Annotated in this window: 18 protein-coding genes; 3 read left to right on the forward strand and 15 right to left on the reverse strand. The window is 27.4% G+C overall.

The annotated features are described in order from the left end of the window. Window positions 1-62 precede the first annotated feature (62 nt). The 6 genes from ftsH to MTX53_RS11130 all read right to left on the reverse strand — a co-directional run bounded on the left by ftsH (window position 63) and on the right by MTX53_RS11130 (window position 6078). Window positions 63-2243, reverse strand: a complete 2181-nt coding sequence (gene ftsH / locus MTX53_RS11105) for an ATP-dependent zinc metalloprotease FtsH (protein WP_244835491.1) — start codon at window positions 2241-2243, stop codon at window positions 63-65. A gap of 89 nt (window positions 2244-2332) precedes the next feature. Next, on the reverse strand, window positions 2333-2545 hold the full coding sequence (locus MTX53_RS11110; RefSeq protein ID WP_244833848.1) for a DUF3006 domain-containing protein: 213 nt from the start codon (window positions 2543-2545) through the stop codon (window positions 2333-2335). A 22-nt stretch (window positions 2546-2567) separates the two neighbouring features. Next, on the reverse strand, window positions 2568-3137 hold the full coding sequence (gene lepB / locus MTX53_RS11115) for a signal peptidase I (RefSeq protein ID WP_244833849.1): 570 nt from the start codon (window positions 3135-3137) through the stop codon (window positions 2568-2570). Between the two features lie 23 nt (window positions 3138-3160). Continuing rightward, the gene (gene lepB, locus MTX53_RS11120; protein ID WP_244833850.1) at window positions 3161-3700 is read right to left on the reverse strand and encodes a signal peptidase I; all 540 of its coding nucleotides are present in this window, start codon (window positions 3698-3700) and stop codon (window positions 3161-3163) included. Between the two features lie 298 nt (window positions 3701-3998). Beyond that, window positions 3999-5291, reverse strand: a complete 1293-nt coding sequence (lysA, locus tag MTX53_RS11125) for a diaminopimelate decarboxylase (protein WP_244833851.1) — start codon at window positions 5289-5291, stop codon at window positions 3999-4001. 106 nt (window positions 5292-5397) lie between these two features. After that, the gene (locus MTX53_RS11130; protein ID WP_244833852.1) at window positions 5398-6078 is read right to left on the reverse strand and encodes a hydrolase; all 681 of its coding nucleotides are present in this window, start codon (window positions 6076-6078) and stop codon (window positions 5398-5400) included. Window positions 6079-6665: 587 nt separating this feature from the next. Here MTX53_RS11130 and MTX53_RS11135 point away from each other — a divergent pair. Continuing rightward, window positions 6666-7862 carry a pyridoxal phosphate-dependent aminotransferase gene (locus MTX53_RS11135; RefSeq protein WP_244833853.1) on the forward strand — a complete coding sequence of 399 codons (1197 nt, stop codon included), beginning with the start codon at window positions 6666-6668 and terminating at the stop codon, window positions 7860-7862. A 793-nt stretch (window positions 7863-8655) separates the two neighbouring features. After that, window positions 8656-9855 carry a DHHA1 domain-containing protein gene (locus tag MTX53_RS11140; protein ID WP_244833854.1) on the forward strand — a complete coding sequence of 400 codons (1200 nt, stop codon included), beginning with the start codon at window positions 8656-8658 and terminating at the stop codon, window positions 9853-9855. 52 nt (window positions 9856-9907) lie between these two features. Here MTX53_RS11140 and MTX53_RS11145 read toward each other — a convergent pair whose 3' ends face one another. The 8 genes from MTX53_RS11145 to MTX53_RS11180 all read right to left on the reverse strand — a co-directional run bounded on the left by MTX53_RS11145 (window position 9908) and on the right by MTX53_RS11180 (window position 19579). After that, on the reverse strand, window positions 9908-11179 hold the full coding sequence (locus MTX53_RS11145; RefSeq protein ID WP_244833855.1) for an aminotransferase class I/II-fold pyridoxal phosphate-dependent enzyme: 1272 nt from the start codon (window positions 11177-11179) through the stop codon (window positions 9908-9910). A gap of 45 nt (window positions 11180-11224) precedes the next feature. Then, window positions 11225-13381, reverse strand: coding sequence for a hypothetical protein (locus MTX53_RS11150; protein WP_244833856.1), 2157 nt, complete (start codon window positions 13379-13381; stop codon window positions 11225-11227). Window positions 13382-13411: 30 nt separating this feature from the next. Continuing rightward, the gene (locus MTX53_RS11155; protein ID WP_244833857.1) at window positions 13412-13969 is read right to left on the reverse strand and encodes a 5-formyltetrahydrofolate cyclo-ligase; all 558 of its coding nucleotides are present in this window, start codon (window positions 13967-13969) and stop codon (window positions 13412-13414) included. A 10-nt stretch (window positions 13970-13979) separates the two neighbouring features. Further along, complete coding sequence (locus MTX53_RS11160; protein ID WP_244833858.1) at window positions 13980-14393, reverse strand: hypothetical protein; 414 nt, start codon at window positions 14391-14393, stop codon at window positions 13980-13982. A gap of 48 nt (window positions 14394-14441) precedes the next feature. After that, on the reverse strand, window positions 14442-15203 hold the full coding sequence (locus MTX53_RS11165; RefSeq protein WP_244833859.1) for a formate/nitrite transporter family protein: 762 nt from the start codon (window positions 15201-15203) through the stop codon (window positions 14442-14444). A 151-nt stretch (window positions 15204-15354) separates the two neighbouring features. Further along, window positions 15355-16794, reverse strand: a complete 1440-nt coding sequence (locus tag MTX53_RS11170) for a hypothetical protein (RefSeq protein ID WP_244833860.1) — start codon at window positions 16792-16794, stop codon at window positions 15355-15357. A 26-nt stretch (window positions 16795-16820) separates the two neighbouring features. After that, window positions 16821-17858: a phosphodiester glycosidase family protein gene (locus MTX53_RS11175; RefSeq protein WP_244833861.1), complete on the reverse strand. Its 1038-nt coding sequence runs from the start codon at window positions 17856-17858 to the stop codon at window positions 16821-16823. A 227-nt stretch (window positions 17859-18085) separates the two neighbouring features. Beyond that, window positions 18086-19579: a HAMP domain-containing methyl-accepting chemotaxis protein gene (locus tag MTX53_RS11180; RefSeq protein ID WP_244833862.1), complete on the reverse strand. Its 1494-nt coding sequence runs from the start codon at window positions 19577-19579 to the stop codon at window positions 18086-18088. A 252-nt stretch (window positions 19580-19831) separates the two neighbouring features. On the opposite strand from MTX53_RS11180, the gene MTX53_RS11185 reads away from it, so the two are divergent. Then, entirely contained in the window at window positions 19832-21100 is a 1269-nt protein-coding gene (locus tag MTX53_RS11185) for an IS4 family transposase (RefSeq protein WP_244833863.1), read from the forward strand. 106 nt (window positions 21101-21206) lie between these two features. On the opposite strand, the gene MTX53_RS11190 is transcribed toward MTX53_RS11185, so the two are convergent. Next, entirely contained in the window at window positions 21207-21581 is a 375-nt protein-coding gene (locus tag MTX53_RS11190; RefSeq protein WP_244833864.1) for a hypothetical protein, read from the reverse strand. Window positions 21582-21710 lie beyond the last annotated feature (129 nt).

The following is a 21710-nucleotide window of genomic DNA, read 5'->3' on the forward strand; positions in this document are numbered from 1 at the left end:
TTGTAAAATAGATATATATCTTCTTACAAGTATCTTTAGTATCTTATTTAATAATTATTTTTTTAATCATTATTTTTATCATTATTATCATCTGAGTTATCACTTTTAGTATCATCTTTAACTGTTTCTTCTTCAGAATCAGTTTTATCTTTTATAGGAAATAGAAGTGGTTCGTCTGCAAATAATTTTCTTTTTGCTGAATATGGATCATTTACTTTATTTTCTTTTTCTATATCATCATTCATATTTTTTAATGATACATCTCCATCAATCTCTCTTTTTAACTCTTCAATTTCTAATTCTCTTTCTTTGTTTCTCTTTTCATACTCATACTCATATTCCTGTTCATTAACTTCTTTTTCTTTACGTTTCTCTTCTCTATCTTTTTTTAGCTCTTCAACTTCTTTTTCATGCTGTCTTTGTTCCTTCTCTTTTTCTTCTTTAAGTTCAGGATACTTTTCATACACATAACCAAAGAACTCATCGCCAAACATTGTTTCTTTTTCAAGAAGAATAGATGCTATTTTATCTAAAAGATCTCTATTTTCTCTTAAGATATCTCTTGCTCTTTTATGTGCTTGTTTTATTATCTTAATAGTCTGCCTATCTAACTGAGTTGATGTTTCTTCACTACAGTTTCTAACTGCTCTTCCATCAAGATATCTATTTTGAATCGACTCAAGTGCTGTCATATCAAATTCTTCTGACATTCCATACATAGATACCATACTTCTTGCAGACTGAGTTGCTTTTTCTATATCATTAGATGCTCCTGTTGAAACAAGATTAAATACTTCTTCTTCTGCAGAACGTCCTCCAAGCATTACCGTAATCTGGTTTAGCAATTCTTCTTTAGATGTAAGATATTTTTCCTCCTCTGGAAGCTGCATAGTATATCCAAGTGCTCCCATTGTTCTAGGAACTATTGTTATTTTGTGAACAGGATCTGTTCCTTTAAGCATCGCTGCAACAAGTGCGTGCCCAACTTCATGAAAAGCTACTACTTTTCTTTCCTTTGGAGATAAGATTCTATCTTTCTTTTCTTTTCCCGCTATAATTACTTCAACAGCTTCTCTTAAGTCTTCTTGAAGAACTTCTTTTCTTCTTCTTCTTACAGCTCTTAGTGCCGCTTCATTTATAATATTTGCAAGATCAGCTCCAACAGCTCCTGGAGTTGATTTAGCTATTTCAGAAAGATCAACATCTGTACCTAAAATAACTTTCTTTGCATGTACTTTAAGTATCGCTTCTCTTCCTTTAAAATCAGGTCTATCAACTATAACTCTTCTATCAAATCTTCCCGGTCTTAAAAGTGCTTTATCAAGTATTTCTGGCCTGTTTGTAGCTCCAAGAAGAACAACTCCTTTAGATGAATCAAATCCATCCATTTCTGATAAAAGCTGATTTAATGTCTGCTCTCTTTCATCATTGCTCTGCATCTGACTATCTCTGCTTTTTCCTATTGCATCTATTTCATCAATAAATACTATACATGGAGCTTTTGCTACAGCATCTTTAAATAATTCTCTAACTCTAGATGCTCCAACACCAACAAACATTTCTACAAAACTTGAACCAGATAATGAGAAAAATGGTACTCTAGCTTCACCTGCAACAGCCCTTGCAATAAGAGTCTTTCCTGTTCCTGGAGGTCCTACAAGAAGCACTCCTTTAGGAAGTTTTGCTCCTATTTCTGTATACTTTTTAGGACAGTTAAGGAAATCTATAACTTCTTTTAATGATTCTTTTGCTTCTTCCTGACCTGCGACATCATCAAATGTTACCTTAATTTCATTTTCAACATAAAATTTGGCATTATTCTTTCCAATACCCATCATTCCTCCGCCACCAAGTCCGCCGGCTTTTGAGAATAAAAACTTATACATTAAGAATATAAGTCCAAGTGGAAGTATTATTGTAAGAACAAAATTCAATATAGGTGTACTTTTATCTATATCTCCTTTAAAAGATAAATCTCCTTCTTTTGACTTAGCTTCAAGTTTTTCAATAAGACTATCATCACCAATGTTTACTGTTTTAAAAGTTTTTTCTTTATTATCCTTATTAGATGTTATGTAGATATAACTATTTGTGATAGTAACTTCTGATACTTCATTATCATCTAGCATCTCTATAAATTCATCATATTTTATATCCTTGCTCCCTGTAAACTCCCTCGTATAATATGAAAATACTAAAAAAGCTCCGATTGCAATTAAAATATAAATAACTACAGCATTCAATTTCTTTTTGTTATCATTTTTACCGTTATTTCCATTATCTAAATTTCTATTATTGTCATTGTTAAACAAAAAATCATCCTCCCTTCAAACTACTTCCAAATATCATCTGTCATTTGATTAATATATTTCTGTCTTTCAACAGTCAATTTTTTATCTATTTTAAAGTTATCACCATCCGTCAATAAAATATACCCTTCTTTAAAATTTCCTTTTATTTTTTTTAAAGGTATATTGATCATTTCCCCATTCTCTTTTTCACACACCGCATATTGTCCTTCAATTCTGTCTATTACATATGGCATAACATACACCTCAAATTACTCTCTATTTTATACTTCCAATCCTTGAAAAAGGATAAAATCTAAGTATTGCTTTTCCCTTAATATCTGAAGATTTTATATATGAATTTATCCAAAATCTTGAATCTTTAGAATTACTTCTATTATCACCTAAAAAGAAAAAGCTATCATCTGGTACATCAAACGTTCCTGTATAATTCATATTATTTTGTATATATGGTTCATCAATTACATCTCCATTTATACTAACCGTTCCTTCATTTATCTCTATATGATCTCCAGGAAGTCCTATAACTCTTTTTATAAGTCTATCCGAAAGCTCAGATGAATAAAATACAATTATATCTCCACGCTTTATCTTACTTGGATTATAAACTCTCTCAATTGTAAGTCTATCTCCTATCTGTATCGTAGGATACATAGATGAAGTTGGAACTGAAACATTATATATAAGAAATTTATTTACACATAATGCTAAAACAAACGCTATAGCAATAGGCATAACCCAATCCTTTAAAAAGCCAATTATCCTACTATTTTTCTTTAATATCTGCTGAATACTTTTAAAATTTATATTATTTAAACCATCTTTCATAAAATTTCTCCTAAACGTAAATGCTATTTAATAATTTCAAAATCACCTATAGGATAATACTTAATCTGTGCCTTTCCTTCTATCTTGCTTCCATCTATATATGGATTCTTCCAGTAACGCGCATCATCTGAGATCTTTCTGTTATCTCCAAGGAAAAAATATTTTCCTTCAGGTACATTGAATGTGCCATCATATTTTTCATTATTTTTTACATAATCTTCTTCAAGCTTTTCTCCATTACGATACACAATACCATCTTTTATGTCTATTTTATCTCCCGGCTTTCCAATTAATCTTTTTATCAGTATCTTATTAAGTTCATCTGATTTAAAAACAACAATGTCACCATACTCTAAATTTTGAGGATGATAAACTCTTGTTGAAATAAGCCTGTCATTTATATTAAGTTTAGGTATCATAGAGCCACTTTCAATCCATATGCTGTATGCTACAAAATTCCATATAAGAACTGAAATTATAACTACAGAAAAAATATCTATTATCCATTCCTTTATTGTACTTTTCTGTTCTTTATTTTTTTCACTATTCTTTTTAAAAAACACTTCACACCCTCCAAATGCTAATTATCCGATTAAAATTAAGTATATCATATTTTAAAATAAAATAACATTTCTTATAACTCTTTTTCTATTAATATTATATAAATTTTAAAATTTATAACTTATTTTAAGCAAAAAAATATACACCAAAAATTAATTTTGATGTATACCCTTTTTATATATTATAATCTTGGGAAAGAATATTAATAAAAAGCAATTTTAAATTTATTTTTTTAAATATATAGTTATCTTTTAACCATAATAATTATACCACATTTTCATAAAAAATAATAGTTATTTGCTAAATTTCATTTATAATTAAATTTTCGTATGTTTCCCTCTTACAGACAAGCTTTGACTTGCCATCCTCTACCATAATAACTGCCGCTTTAGGTGTCTTATTGTAATTATTTGCCATAGAATATCCATACGCTCCTGTTGTAGCTATAGCAAGGATATCTCCTATTTTAACTTCTGGTGTTTTAACATCATGAATTAGAAGGTCTCCAGACTCACAACATTTACCTGCAATCGTTACTGTCTCTAATGATTCTGATTGCACATTTGATGCAAGAGCACATTCATATTCCGCTTGGTATAATGAAGGTCTTATATTATCTGTCATTCCTCCATCAACGGAAACATATTTTCTAATTCCAGGAATATTTTTTACAGCACCTATTGTATAAAGAGTAGTTCCTGCATTTGCAACAATACTTCTTCCTGGTTCTATTATAAGATTAGGTCTTTTTTGATCGTACTTTCTGCATACTTCATCAACTCTATTTATAATAGTTTCACAATATTCACTAGTTGCTTTAGGTTTATCACTATCTGTGTAATAAACTCCAAAGCCTCCTCCAAAATCAATATTTTTTACTTTATAATTAAATTTTTCTTCTATTTTTCTTACGTATCCGAGCATTATATCAACTGCATCCTGATAAGGTTTGAGTTCAAAAATTTGTGAACCTATATGACAATGTATTCCTAAAAGATTTACATTTTTTAAGTCTATTGCCTTTTTTACAGCATCAAAAATTATATTATCAACTGGGGCAAATCCAAATTTTGAATCTATTTGACCTGTCTTTATATATTCATGAGTATGAGCTTCTATTCCAGGCGTAAGTCTTAAAAATATATCTTGAATCATATTTTTCTTTTTTGCAGCTTCATTAATAGCATTAAGTTCATCCATATTATCAACTACAAATACACCTACTCCAAGTTCTATACCCATATCTATTTCTTCTTTAGTTTTGTTATTTCCATGGAATATAACTCTTTTAAGTGGAAAATCTGCCTTATATGCAGTATATAATTCTCCCCCAGATACGACATCAAGAGACATATTTTCTTTACTTAAAATTCTGCACATTTCTAAATTTAAAAAAGCTTTCCCCGCAAAAGCTACTCTATTTCCGTTTTCTTCACATTTAAAATACTTTCTATAATCTCTGCAGTATTCTTTTATTAATTTAGTATCATATACATAAAGCGGGGTTTTATATTCTTTTACAAGTTCTTCTGCTTTTACGCCGCCTATTTCAAGTTTATTGCCGTTTATCTTCATAGTTCCAAATAATTTCATATTGTGCCCCCAGTTTTTTATAAATTAAGACTAAATTCAGCTTAATAATATTTTATTCAATCTTATTTGTTATGATACCATAATAATAATTATTTCTCAATTCTATCTATTCTTTTTTCTCTCTGTATACATCCATTAAATCGCACATTATATTTGCTGTTGATGGAGGAGTATATGTTATAGCATTTGCACCTGCCTGAATTGTTTCTTTTATAGTTTCATTTGTAGGACCACCTGTTGCTATAATAGGAAACATGGGGAATTTTTCTCTTATATTTCTTACAATAGTAGCTGTATTTTTCCCACCAGATACATTTAAAATACTAGCACCTGATTCTATCCTTTTAGATACATCATCTTCTTTAGAAACTACAGTAACAATTATTGGTATATCAATAGTATCTCTTAACCTTTTAACAACATTATTTGATGTTGGTGCATTTACAACAACTCCCATAGCTCCTTTAAATTCAGCATCCATTGCAAGATTGACAACTCTTTTTCCCTGAGTTATTCCTCCTCCTACTCCACAAAAAACGGGTACATCTGCTGCCATAACAAGAGACTGCGTTATTATAGGTTGTGGTGTAAATGGATAAACAGCAATTATCGCATCGGCATTAGTATTTTTTATTAATGCTACATCCGTACTAAATAGCAATGATTTTATTCTTTTTCCAAAAATCTTTATACCTCCACATTCTCTTATAACTGATGGAACTTCTACCATGTGATTTCTAAGATTTCCTTTTACCTCTGGTATAAATTTAATTTCCTTAACCCCCATCGATAATCCTCCTATTTTAAAAGTAATATAATCATATAATTAATATTATTATACTATATAAAAATGATACTGTAATACTATTTTTTATTTCTTCTTATCCAAAGATATCCACATTATCCACAGATTTTATCCACAGATTTCATGTTCGTGTTAATTATTTTTCATCTAAAAATTATATTAAAACAACAAATATATCTTTTTTCTACGAAAATCCTTATTTTTTTGAATCTATCTCATATCTGACTCTTTGAAAAATTTAATTTAATTTTTACCATCATTTAAACTTATCCACATAAATTAGTAAAAATAATTAACATTGTCTTTTCCCTTTTTTTCTAATATAAAGCACTCTTTTATAAAATTATTCACATAGTTAATCACATTTTTTGTGGATAACTTATAAATATTATAATTAAATTCTTAATTAATAATAAACTTATCCACAAAAATATGTCTTTAACTAAGGATTACAAATAAAAAACAATACTGTCATAAACTTAAATTATTTCCTAAGCAGCACTATAATTTTATTATTATTTGTATTACAATGAATTATATATCTAAATTTATCATTGGGGGTGCAATAAATGATATCAGAAAAAATGAAAATACTTGCTTCACATAATTCAGTAATAAGAGCTATGTTTGAAGAAGGCAAAAAACTTGCAGACAAATATGGAAAAGAAAATGTTTTTGATTATAGTATAGGAAATCCAAACGTTCAGCCTCCTGATGCTATAAGAAAAGCAGCAATTGAAATATTATCTACAGAAAATCCTAACTTTATTCATGGATATATGAATAACTCAGGATATGAAGATGTACGAGATGAAATAAGTAACTATATAAATAAAACAAGAGGTCTGAATTTAGACAGAGACAACCTTGTTATGACATGTGGAGCTGCTGGAGGACTTAATATAATATTAAAAAGTATAATAAATCCTGGAGATGAAGTTATAACATTTGCTCCTTATTTTGGAGAATATAAAAGCTATACAGAAAATTTTGATGGTAAACTAATAGTTGTACCAACAAATACTGAAACTTTTGAACCTGATCCAGATTTACTAAGAAACGCAATAACTAAAAAAACAAAAGCGTTAATAGTAAATACTCCAAACAACCCTACAGGTGTAATATACTCAAGAGAAGCTATTAAAAAAATGTGTGATGTTTTAAGAGAAAAAGAAAAAGAATTTAACACTACAATATACTTAATATCAGATGAACCTTATCGAGACATTGCATACGATGGAATAGAAGTTCCATGTTTATTCGAATTTTATAATAATACTTTCATAGGATATTCATACAGTAAATCTCTATCTCTTCCAGGTGAAAGAATAGGATACGTTGCTATAAATCCTGAAATGGATGATATAGAAGATATTAAAACTTCTTTAAAAATTGCAACAAGAATTTTAGGTTTTGTAAATGCGCCATCACTTTTCCAAAGAGTAATTGCAAAGACTCTTGGTACAAAAGTAGACGTAAGTATTTATCAAAAGAGCCGTGATTTACTATACAATCATCTTATTTCTTTAGGATTTACATGTGTTAAACCTCAAGGAGCATTTTATCTATTCCCTAAATGTCCAAACGGAGATGATAAGAAGTTCTGTTTAGATGCTAAGAAATTTAATTTATTATTAGTTCCAGGTTCTTCTTTTGAATGTCCTGGATATGCAAGAATTGCTTACTGCAAGTCATATGACGAAATAAAAAGATCTCTTAAAGCTTTCGAGAAACTTGCAGCACTTTATAATTTAAAAAAGAATTAATTAACATATTATGCTATTAAAAATCTACAGGAGATAAAATATTATCTCTTGCAGATTTTTTTATTCTACTTTTTTATAATATAATTGATTGGTTCTAAATATATTTACAAAATTTTTCCTATATCTCTCTATCTTTATAAGAGAAAGAATAAAATCCGTACAAAATAGTAAAAATGCAGTAATTAATATAAGATAAAAATAGTCATCAAAATAATAATATATATCTTTTATATAATTATGAATAAAATTTATTAGTATATATAAAAGTACTGTCCAATATATAGAGAATCTAAGGCAAATTACTCCTTTATAATTATCTTTAAGATTGGAGTAATCCCAGTATTTCTTATGAAAGTATATTTTAAATACAATTCCTGTTATATATTCTATAGATGTAGGGACAATAAAACACAGACAAAATAAGAAAATAGAATTAATTCTAAAATTCTGATAAAGATATAATAGTAAAGTGCAACATATACCATACATAGGTTTTATAGGACCAATTAAAAAATTATCTTTCCTTAAATATTTTACTGAATATAGGCTATAGAGTTCTTCTATAATCCACCCGCAAAAAGAATAGAAAAACAAATTATAAATAACCATATGATAAACAGACATAACATCACACACTCCTTGTCTATGAAATTCACTTTTATTTTCTGTACATACAGTATTTTTATACATTAGTTAAAAAAATTAAGTTTTCTTCTATATTCGTTGTTTTTTATTACTTGTCTGGTATAATTTAGTTGTATAAATATAACCGTGTTAAAGGAGTCATATATAAATGGAAAAGATATATTACGATAAAAAATACGATAAAGAATTTACAACAGATGTTAATGAAATAATAGAAAAAGATGGAAAAGTAATACTTACTCTTAATAAAACTGCTTTCTTCCCTGGAGGAGGCGGACAACACTGTGACAAAGGCACAATAGATGACGCAAATTTATTAGATGTATATGAAGAAAATGAAATTGTTTATCACGTAGTGGATAAAAAGCCTTCTAAAACAAAAGATGTTTTATGCAAAATAGATTGGGAAAGAAGACTTGATGGTATGCATCAACATTTAGGTCAGCATATTCTCTCTGGTGCTTTCTTTGATCTTTTTAATGCAAATACATTTGCAATACATCTTGGAGAAGATATAAGCAGTGTTGATCTTTACGGACTATTTTCTGAAGAGCAGATAAGAGAAGCAGAAAAATATGCAAACAAAGCAATTGCAAATGGACTTTCTGTGCTTTCATTTGTTCCCTCTATAGAAGAACTAAAAAAGCTTAACTTAAGAAGAGCGCTTCCTAAGACAGATGAAGAAATAAGAATAGTAAAAATAGGTGATACATATGACATCAATGCATGTTGTGGACTTCATCCATCAAATACTTCTGAATTAAGACTTATAAAAATAAAAAAATATGAAAAACATAAAGAAGGAACAAGAATTGAATTTTTAGCTGGCAATCGTGCAGTTTACGATTCTTATAAAAAAGATGAATTTCAAAATTCTATATGTAAATTATTAAACTGCAATGAAAATGAAGCTTTAAATAGCATAAATAATTTAAATAATGAACTTAAAAAATCAAATGAGCAAAACAAAAGATTAAATGCAGAACTTATAAAGTATCAAGCTCAAGATTTCATAAATTCATCAGATAAAATAAATGAGTATAATTTGGTTCATAAAATTTTTACCGATTCAGATTCAAAATATCTTTCAAATCTTGCATCTGAAATAGTAAAGAATGATAACATCATCACTTTATTTGCTTTAAAATCACAAGAAAAAACAAATCTTATATTTGCATGTTCAAAAAATATTAAGGGAATTAAAATGGGCGATATTTTAAAAGAAGCTGTTTCCATTCTAGATGGAAGAGGCGGTGGAAGTCCTTTCCTTGCACAAGGTGCAGGTAAAAATACAGAAAAAACAGAAGATGCCATAAACTTTGCAATAAATAAGATAAAAGAAATATAAAATAAAAAATGCAATGATTAAGATTACATTCCTTTATCATTGCATTTTTATATTATAAATTTAATGTGTTTAATGAATTATCTAAATCTTCTATTATATCGTCAGCATTTTCAAGTCCTATAGAAAGCCTTACAAGTCCTGGTGTTATTCCTGCTGCAACAAGCTGCTCATCTGTAAGCTGTCTATGTGTTGAGCTTGCTGGATGAAGTACACATGTACGAATATCTGCAACATGTACAACATTTTCTGCAAGTTTTAAATTATCCATAAATTTAATTGCATTTTCTCTCTTCCCTTTTATTGAAAAAGAAATTACTCCACTGCATCCAAGTGGAAGATATTTTTTTGCTAATGAATTATATTTATTATTCTTTAGTGTAGGATAATTAATAAATTCTATTTCTTTTCTTCCATTTAAATATTCAGCAACCTTTTCGGCATTTCTACAATACTTTTCCATTCTAACAGCTAAAGTTTCAAGTCCTAAATTAAGCATAAATGCTGCATTTGCTGTTGGATATGCACCTAAGTCCCTCATAAGCTGTACTCTTGCTTTTGTTATGTATGCTGCTTTTTTAAATTGTTTACTATAAATTATTCCATGATATGATTCATCAGGCTGTGTAAACTCCTCAAACTTTCCATTTGCATAATCAAATTTTCCACTATCTACAATTACTCCACCAATATATGCTGCATGTCCATCCATATATTTGGTAGTTGACTCAACTACTATATCTGCTCCATGCTCAATTGGTCTACATAAAATTGGTGTTGCAAATGTATTATCAACTATTAATGGTACTCCATTTTTATGTGCTATTTTAGAAAATTTTTCGATATCAAGCACCGAGATAGCAGGATTAGCTATTGTTTCCCCAAATACAAGCTTTGTATTGCTTTTAAATGCTTTTTGAATTTCTTCTTCTGATGCATCCTGATCAACAAATGTACAATCTATTCCAAATCTTTTTAATGTAACATTGAAAAGATTTATAGTTCCTCCATAGATGCATGATGATGCAACTACATGGTCTCCACATTTAGCAATATTAAGCACACTTATAAGAGATGCTGCCTGTCCTGATGTAGTACATAATGCACCTACCCCACCTTCAAGTTCTGCAATCTTTTCTTCAACAAATCCAACTGTTGGATTAGATATACGTGAATACATATGTCCATCTGCTTTTAAATCAAATAATTTTCCTATTTCATTTGTATTATCGTATCTGTATGTAGTACTTTGATAAATTGGAAGTACCACTGGTTCTCCATTCTTAGGTTGATAACCTGAATGAAGACATTTAGTTTCTATTTTCATAATATAGCCCTCCTGAATTATTTTATTGTTTCAATTATACAATATTTATATATTATTATCTATATCAGCATAAGTAAGCTTAATTAAGTTTAACTTCTTTTGCATACTTTCTATATCTTTTATTAATATTTCTTTTTCCTTCTCTACTCTATAATTTTTTATACTTGTTAACTCATAATGATATAACTCTCTATTTTTCTTCTTAATTGATTCTTTAAGTGAAGTATATAATTTCTTTTTAGCATTCCATATTGATATGAGTCTATTATAACCATAAAAAGTAATATTTGATTCTTCTTTAAAAGCATCTGAAATTACTATACTCATAACTATAAGCTGAATACAACATGATAAATTTGAAATACTCTGTTTTATATTTTTTCTATTTTCTAAAACTAGCATTGTCACCATAAACTGAAGTGATGAAAATTCATCTGCATTTTTACATTTACAGTATGATACTATCCCCTTGTCACTTCCTATAATCTTAGATATTTTATATAAAACTTCTAAGATTATTCTATATACATTTTTATCATTATACTCACTTAAAATATCTATAACTTTAAAAATATCAGTTTCTATAAATTTCTTAATATTATAAGTGTAATTACCCATTATTTCTAAATTTCTATAAATAGATGTTAATATCTTGCTATCCAATAATTCTATTTTATAACTTATATTCTTGATATCCTCATCAGAAAATCTTATAAATATATTTTTTGACTGTTTTTTAAAAAACGATATACAAATATTAATATAGTAATTTTCTAAAATTTCTATTTTATCATAAATAAAATTTTGTTCTATATTATCTGCAAACATTTGAAGTGATGTATCCACAATCGAATCTAATGAGTTTATAAAGCTACCTCTATTTTTTATATTAAATATCATCACATTAGAAATTTTTAATATCTTATAATATAATACTAAATGAATCTCATCTTTATTTATGTTTTTTATCTTACTCATTTCATTTTGTATATAAAAATATATATCATCAATCTTAGGTCTATTTATTATATTTTTAATTCCTATAGATGGTATATAAGATGAAATAAGAACATAAAGCATTTTTATTCTTCTCTCATCTAAATTAGTAAAACTTCTAAAAAAATCTTTATATCTTATATTAGTAATCATGCTGTCACTAGCAATATTTTTTAATATAAATGCACTTTTCTTTAAATCTTTTGAATTAATAATATACTCATCTATAATGTCATTAAGTCTACTTAAATTAGTTTTAAATGAATAATTTAAATCTTCAATTTTTTGATTTATTTTCTCTTTTATATACTTATTATCTGCAAAACAATACGATTCAAGACAATCTTGTAAATTTTTACTAATAAACTTTAATATTTTATAATTTTTTCTTATAATAGATATATTCTCTTTAGCAAAATATAATCTTTGAGTAAGCTTATTATCACTTATTTCTAAATTCTCTATATAATCTTTTATTTCTTTCATGCTTACTTCTGAATTTACAAGCTTTGATTCGATATTTAAAATATTGTTTTTTATAATATTTTCTTTGTTCTTATTATCTTTATATATAGAATAATAATTATTTACTTTAGAAATAATTATGCAGTATTGTTTTTTATAATCAAGAAAATACTCACTATGATTTTTAAGTTCGTTTTCATATTTTTGTTTTAATTTCTTTATTTCTATTATTGTATCATTTATTTTAATTATATTAGTCGATTCCATCTGCTGCATCATTTTCTGTCTTAATTTATTAATTTCTATTTCTTTTATAGATATTTCATTTCTCAATTTTAATATATATTTTTCTTCATCTTCAACTGACACTGAAGGAGTAAAAATATAATTTTTATCACTCCGAATGTACCATATAAGTATATTATTAAGTATTATCATAATATCCTCAAAACTATACTTATTTTCTGTTTTTTCTCGTACTATTTCTATGTATTTTTGAATCTTTACAGGAAAATCAATTTCAGGATTGAGTCTAAGGCTCGATATAATAAATGAAATTCCACCTTCATAATCTATATCTGCTTTTTTAGCTTTTTCACGAAGCAAACCTTCTACAACACTTCTTGCTATCATTTTTGCTACTTTTTCATCTTTAAAAAATATAGCTTCAGCTTGAAGAAGTTTATAATAAAAGTTCTCGATATCTGTTCCTTTTAAGTATGAAAAATTATAAATATACAAAGTCTATCACCTTTTGTTTAATATAATAAATTAATCTGTTATAAGAGTATCTATTAAAAGATCATGCTTTTCAATGTTAATTTTATCAAGCATCTGAAATTTATATGAAAGCGAAACTTTTTTTACAGGCTTAGATATACATTTTAAATATTTATCATAGTACCCTCCCCCATATCCAATTCTGCCTCCTTTATTATCGAAAGCAACTCCAGGTACTACAATTAGATCAAAAATATCTGGATCAGCAGCTTTTATATTGGATGCTGGCTCTAATATTCCATATTTATCTTTCGTAAGATTTTTAAAATCTTTAATTCTTACTGCATCCATTACTTTCTTTTTTATGTCTGTTCGTGGAATGAATATTTCTTTTCCATCTTTTAATGCAGTTTTTATTATTTCTTTTGTATCTATTTCTGATCCATATGATATGTAAATAAAAATTTTACTACTTTTTATGTATGTATCTGATGATAAGAATTTTTTTCTAATTATTTCATCAGCTCTTTCTTTTTGTTCAGAATTAAGATTGTTTCTAATCTTTAAAATTTCATGTCTTATTTGATGCTTTTGCTCTTTAATGTCCATATTTAATTTTTTATCCCCCCAGATTTATTTTCGGTTTTGATATAATAACCTTCGAAACTATTTTTAATGTATCTTTATCTATTTCTATTTTATATATATCAGGACATCCGTTTTCTCTCCATAATTTAAGAAACTTCGGATTTATTTTACTTTGATAGTAATACTCTTCATCATAAATATCAGAGAACTGTATAAACGATAAAAGACTCCTTTTATCTAAAAAAATATCTTTCTTTGATAAAATTGTAATGACAGGCTTTAAAAATCTTAAAGGTATTTCATAATTAAAAAATCTATCATTTTTTAATTCTTTTCCCTCTAATAAAGCTCTCTTTAAAAATATATTCTGAGCATCATTATTTGAAATTTTTATTTTAAGTTTAACATTATTTCTTTTATCCGATTGTAATTTTACTCTAACCATTCTCTCCCCATCTATTTTTTATTAATAATTTATTGTAAAAGTTAAATTTTACTCTTCTACACTTATAAATACAGTTGGAAAAGCAAGTAAAACTCCTCCACCTATTAAATTTCCTACACTTACCCATATAATATTTCTTACCACTTCTAATAATGAAATATTATGAAGTGCAAAAAATCCTACTGAAAAAATCCCCATATTAGCAATGCTGTGTTCAAAGCCTGCGATTGCAAAAGCAAATACACACCAAAACATCATAATAAGCTTTCCACTATCTGAATATATTTTTATAGTAGCTAAAAAACCAAGACATACTATAAAATTACATAACATCCCTCTTAAAATAAGTTCAGAAATAGTAAGTGAAAGCTTAGCATTTATTATAGGTTCAATATAATCTCTTATTATATTAAATGATGCTCCACTTTTTATGAAAATATATGAAATTATAATACTTCCTATAAGATTTCCTATATAACTATATACCCATACCTTAAAAGCCATTTTAAATGTGGTTTTACCTGCATATATTCCACTAGACATAATAAGATTATTTCCTGTAAAAAGTTCTCCATTTAAAAATACAATAAGAGCAAGTGCAAGAGAAAATGTTGCTGCAACTATAACTCTAGCAACTTCTGGATATTTAGGATTTAATATTCCTGCTGTTGTATATGATAAAATTATAGCAACAATTACATAAAATCCTGTAACTACTGCCCTCATTATATATTTAACAGGATATTTATCTGCATTATCATACTTTCTTTGAGCTAGTTTTGTTATTATTTCTATATCTTTATTATACATATATATCTACCTTCTAAAATTTATAATTGAGTTAAACCTCAAATTATTATTACCAATAATCTAAGATTTAATTCAAATAGTAAATTAAAGATGATATAACTTAAAAACTACCTTCAATTGACTTATAATCTATCGAAGGCAGTTTTATTAATTATTTCATTTCATTTTTTAGCAGAACATTTCCGTCAAGAGTAATAAAACCATTTTTATATCCTTGAATAACTTCTCCATTATAAGATAACTGTTTATTTGATTTTAATTCTGTCACAACTTTTTCTGTTTTAGAATTACAATATATACTTCCTGTACTATATTCTACTATTATGTCATTCCTATCTATTGGTGTTTTTAAGACCATTTTTTGCCAACTTAATGAATCCTTAGAGAAATCAGCATAATATATTTCCTGAATTTTGCCATTCTCCTCTTTACCAAAATATATATTATCATTAAAATCGTTACCTAATATCTTAGGGCTTGTTACATTTGGTACTTTAACACTATCATTTGTATTTATTACATTTATTTGAGATCCGGTCTCTATAACAGCATTAACTCCAGTTGTTGGCACTGCAATATTTCCTATTTCTATATTACTTTTAACTCTCTTTAATTCATTCATTATATTTAAATAATAAAGATTACTTCTACCTGTTGATTTCTTTATCTTTATATAAAGACTACTTGTTGATGTTGAAAACTGTACATCATCAACAGTATCATCATTACTTTGGCACTGTATTCTTATCTTATTTAAATTAAAATCAGTAAGTTCTCTCGATACACCTTTTTTAGCATCAAATGATATAGGTTCAAAATAATAACTTCCATTTTCCTTTATTTTTCTTACTATAATCATATTACTTTCATTAGGAAGCCATTTATAATAAACTATCTGAGCATCAATAGTACTATTATCATTATCTGAAGAAGACGCATATAGCTTAACATTCTCTATATCTTCGTCAAAACCTATTTTACTATTTTCTTTTAATGGACTATTTTCTTTACTTATAGACTCATTTGTATTCGAAGAATCGCTCTGTACAGGACTTCCGCTTTGAGTTTCTTCATTTTTCTTCTCTTCATTTATTATTTCTTGATTTTTTTCTTTTTCTTCTTCTTTTTTCTCCTCTATCTTTTGCTCTGTTTCTTTTACTTTTTCTTTTGATGTAGTACTCTTTGAAGAAGTGCTTGTTTTTGATTTATCTGTTTTATCACTTGCACTACTTTCTGTATTAGTCTTATCTTTATCGCTTACTTTATCTGAGTCATCTGAAGATGAACTATCATTTTTGCTATAAATATTTTCAAATTCTTTTTCCGATTCATCACTTATATCATATACTTTTAATTTTCCATCCTCGGCATAGGCTATAAATCGTCCATCTGTAGATACTTTAACTCCTTCTACTCCATCTTTAAGCTGTATTTCGTTCTTTAAATTAGCACTTGGATCATCCATTTCAACTTTTTCTGCTTTAGTTGTAATATCTGTAGAGCAGTAAACTTTTTCAATAAACAAAAATATCCCATTTTGTATAATTACTGCAATAAGTGTAAGTGCAAGAAACTTGATAAATTTTTTCATAACTTCATATATCTCCTTTCTTAATACTAAGATTCAACATAGAATGCTGTTGCAACTGTTCTTTCTCCATTCCATGCATTAGGAGAATTTATTACCTCACCTTGATAATACATTGTAGAAGAATATCCACCATCAAGCATACCTGCATTTATAGCACCCCTGCTTTTCATAATCTCCTGAACGTCATATATTGTAGCACCTGGAGAACTTATTTTTCTTCCATCAATAACTAAAAATATAACTGTTCCATCTGCTTTTTGACCTACTGCTGTTCTTGGGTTATACCCTTCTTCCATCTTATCTTTTATTTGACGAACTCCATTTACTAGGAAAGTAGGTCCTCTAAAACACATAGCTTCCTGAACATCGAGATCTTTAAGATCTTCTATACTATGATCACCTACAATAAGCTCGCCATTTTTAGTAAATGCAACTACATTTTCTTTTTTATCTTCATCGTCTTCCTTAAAAACAACTTTTCCATCTGAAATTACAAATCCACCTGGTTGCCCACCTGTTCCTGCATATGTTGTACCATCTGATGATTTATCTTTAAATGTTCCTCCATTTATAGCTGCTATTGCATCATGTTCTTCTGCCATCTCACTTGTCTTTTGTCCAACTTTCCCAAGATATTTTGTCATAGCTACCTTTACTGATTTTGGATTCTCAATTTCAAGTATATATGCATAAAATCTAGGATTATCCTTTATATCATATCGTGATATATTATTTCCTATAGTATGCTCAACTTTTATCTTGTCCATATCTTGAACTTCAGAAGACGTATCCTCTTCTTTAGTTTCATTATTTCCAAGCATTTTATCTATTGTTTCCTCAGAAAATATATCAGTTATAAGATATGCATGTCTTGTTGCCAAAAGTGTATTTAAAAAAACTTTTCTTGTATTCTGATATGGTCCGAAAAAAAACAACATAGGTGTTGTAATAAGTAAAAATACGAATATATATAACGCTCCTAAAAATATAGAAACCGACTTTTTTCTTTTTTTATGATGAGCATGCTTTTCATTCTTTTTTTCAATTCTGCTCTTTGTACTCAATTTCATCCTCCTATCATGTTAAAAATTTGTAAAGTAATTATTATATATATTATACACTAAGATTATTCAAATATACATTATAAACTTCTTAATTTTTTATCATATTACAAAATGAAACATATTTTTTTATTATAATTTTAAAATTTTTAAATAGTATATTATTTAAAAGCCCCATAACAAATTAGCTATGGAGCTTCTAAACATTGATATATTTTTTATTAAATTTTCTATTTTATTTTAAAGTCACTCATTAATTCATGTAAATCCTTACTTATATGTAATGTTCCTTTTGAATCTTCAGTTACTTCATGGCTACTTTCTGTTATCTTATTTGCTGACTCTGTTAATGTTTCAAATGTTGCTAAGACTTCCTCAACACTTGCACTTTGCTCTTCTGAAATTGAAGATATATTTGTTGCAATGTTTGAACAATCCCATATCTTTTTTATAATATTTTTTGTATGCTTTGATGTCATATTTACTTCATTTAATATTGTATCAAATGACTTCATAGCATTATCTGTAACATCTTTGCTTAATGAAACTGAATCAACACTTTTTTTTGTTGCAGTATCTGTTTCACTTATATACTGAGTTATATTAGATATTAACTTTTCAATATCCTGAGCTGCATTTGTGCTCTTATCTGCAAGTTTTCTAATCTCATCTGCAACAACTGCAAAGCCTTTTCCTGCTTCTCCTGCTCTTGCACTCTCTATACTTGCATTTAATGATAAAAGATTTGTCTGTTCTGCTATTTCTTTAATAAGTTCTATAATAGAACCCATTTTTCTACTTGCTTCTGATACATCTGAAATTTTACTGCTTAAAGTTATCATTGATGTATCAATATCGGAGATAGCATTTTTAAGGCTTTCCATATTCTTTTTACTTACATTTGATACGTTAATTGTTTCACCTATTTTATTATTAATGTCTTCTCCAAGTTCATTACATTCACCCATAGAACCTGCTAGTGATACAGTATTTTGTGCAACATCTGTGACGCTTTGTGATATCTGTGACATAGTCTCATTTAACTGCTTCATTGACTCTGACTGAGTTTTTGATTCTTCAAATAATGTTTTTGATAATTCTTCTCCATTTGCACTCTTATTTTGAAGATTTTCAGAATGATTAAGAAGTTTATTAACTTTCTCTTTCATATTAGTTTTATATTTTCTTAAAGCATGTGACATCATGCCTATTTCATCGTTTGTCTTCACTTTAATTTCAGCTGTAAGATCTCCCTCTGTCATTTTTCCAAGTACATCTGTTATTTCCTTAAGTGGCTTTATCATTTTTGTGATTAAATAGCTTTCTACTATAACACATATAGCTACCATAAATATCATTATTGCAAGTATTACCATTGTGATTGTATTTAATCCTTCAAAAAGTACACTTGATTCTATGTAAGTTACTACTTTAAAGCTTGTTTGATCTATTGAAGTGTTATCACACACATACTCTCCTACAGATGTAGGCTTTGTCTGATCTAAAGTCTGCTTTATAAAATGCTCATCTATATCATCTATGCTCTTACCTATTTCATCTACATTCTTAGATGCTAAAACAAAGTCATTATCCGTATCTATAAGCATAATAGATGAACCCTTAAGTTCTTCATTATGAAAATACTTTTCACTTAATTCATCAAGATATATATCTGCACAAACTGTAGTTCCATCTTTAAGCATTCTGCTAGCTGTAACTATCATCTTACCACTTTCAGCATCTTCATATACTTTTCCAAATTGAAATTTATCTGGATGTGATATAGCTTCCTTATACCAATTTCTTGTTGTTATATCTCCATCATAAACAAATCCTGTAGAATTTATACATGTACCGTCTGGACAATGTCGTCAACTTAAGAGAAAATGATAATTTAATAAAAAAAACACTTGACAATAGTGGAAAATTTTGCAGCCTCGCTATAGAGAAATAAATTTATAGCGAGGTTTTACATTATGAAAAATACTAGATTATTATCTTTAATTTTAAAAGAAACAAACGATTTAATTACTTCAAGTGAGTACAAAGAAGCATACAGCTTAGGTAACTCATTCTCAAGGAATAGAAAACTATCCTTTTCAAATACGGTTCATTTTATTTGCTCCGCATTGCGAAAATCCATCTCTTCTGAAATTGATAATTTTATTGAAGATCATAAATGTTTAAAATTTCCGTCAATAACAAAACAAGCATTTTCTAAGGCAAGACAAAATATATCACCAGAAGCCTTTAATGAATTATGCAGACTTTTTGTTGATAAATTTTATAGTATAAATAAAAATTTAAACACTTGGAATGGTTTTAATATTCTAGCTGTAGATGGAACTAGTCTACAAGTGCCAGATACAAAAGAATGTGGTGAATATTTTGGATTAAGCAGTAATCAAAATAAGACAAGAACTGCTATTGCGACGGCGTCAGCCTTATATGATGTATTAAATGACATTATTGTAGATTCTAGAATTACTAAATATAAGACAAGTGAAAGACATATTGCAAAACAACATATAGAGTCAATAGGAGATAAATTCTGTCCTCGAAAAAGCATTGTTATTTTTGATAGAGGCTATCCTTCATATGATATGTTTGATTATTTAAATTCCAAGGAATTACTATTTTTAATGCGAGTATCAACATCTTTTAAACTTGCACAATCAATAGATTCCCCTGACTTTATTTTAAAATATAAAGTTAAAGGTGAAATAAAAAAAATAAGAGTAGTAAAAGTTAAGCTGTCAGATGAGGTGACAGAAACTTTAGTGACTAACATCTATGATGATACTATTACGCCTTTAAAATTCAAAGAACTCTATTTCTTAAGATGGGGCGTTGAATCTAAATATAAAGAATTAAAATGCAGTCTTAAAATCGAAGAATTTTCAGGTACTAAGCCAATTGCCATAAAGCAAGATTTTTACGTTTCTATTTATTTATCGATGATTGCAGCTCTTATAAAAAAAGATGCCGATGCTGCGATATCAAATGATAATAAGGATAAAGATTTAAATTCAATATATCAATCAAATAGGAATTTTATTTTGGGACAGGTATTCAAACGAATTATAGCTTTATTAGTTAAATCTAGATTAAGAAATAAGCTGTTAGAATTAATACTTGAAAAAGCTATAAAAATACGCTCACAAATACGTTGCAACCGATCTTGTGAGCGCAAAAACAAACATCCAAGAAAAAAGCACCATCATAATATTAAATCCTGTTTTTAATATTAAATATAAATAAATACATATTTAAAATTCACTTTATCCAGTGGATTTATTTAGTGTACCATTTTTTAAGATAAATTAAAATAGACATCAAAAATGATTTCTTTCAATTTATTTTTGCATAGCTTAATCTACTAAGTTGACGACATTGACCGTCTGGATAATAAACATATATTCCACAGTCTAAATTATATTTTCCAAGTAAAGACTCTACATCCTCCTTTGAAATGCCTTTTTTTTCTATATTATCTCCAATAACATTTAAATTTGATAAAATAGTTCTCATATGTTCACCAAGTTTAGATGAAATATTTTCATTTGTGAGCGTTAAAAGTTTTTCAGTAGAATTTGTTATCTCATTTTTTGTAAAAAAATAAAACACTGCTGAAATTACTAATAATGAAGCTATAGTAATCGGCAATGTTACAAATAATAATTTGTTCTTTAATTTTTTATTTTTTAGTCTTGTGTTTTTTACCATATTTTCCTCCTAATTGTAAAGTAATTAACATTAATATATTGTTTTTCTATATTATAGTATTTTTCGGCAATTTTTTCAATATATTATCAAGGATATATTGTCTTTTTTTATAATTTTATCATAAAAGGT

The sequence above is a fragment of the Clostridium sp. BJN0001 genome (assembly GCF_022869825.1).
Taxonomy (GTDB): Bacteria; Bacillota; Clostridia; order Clostridiales; family Clostridiaceae; genus Clostridium.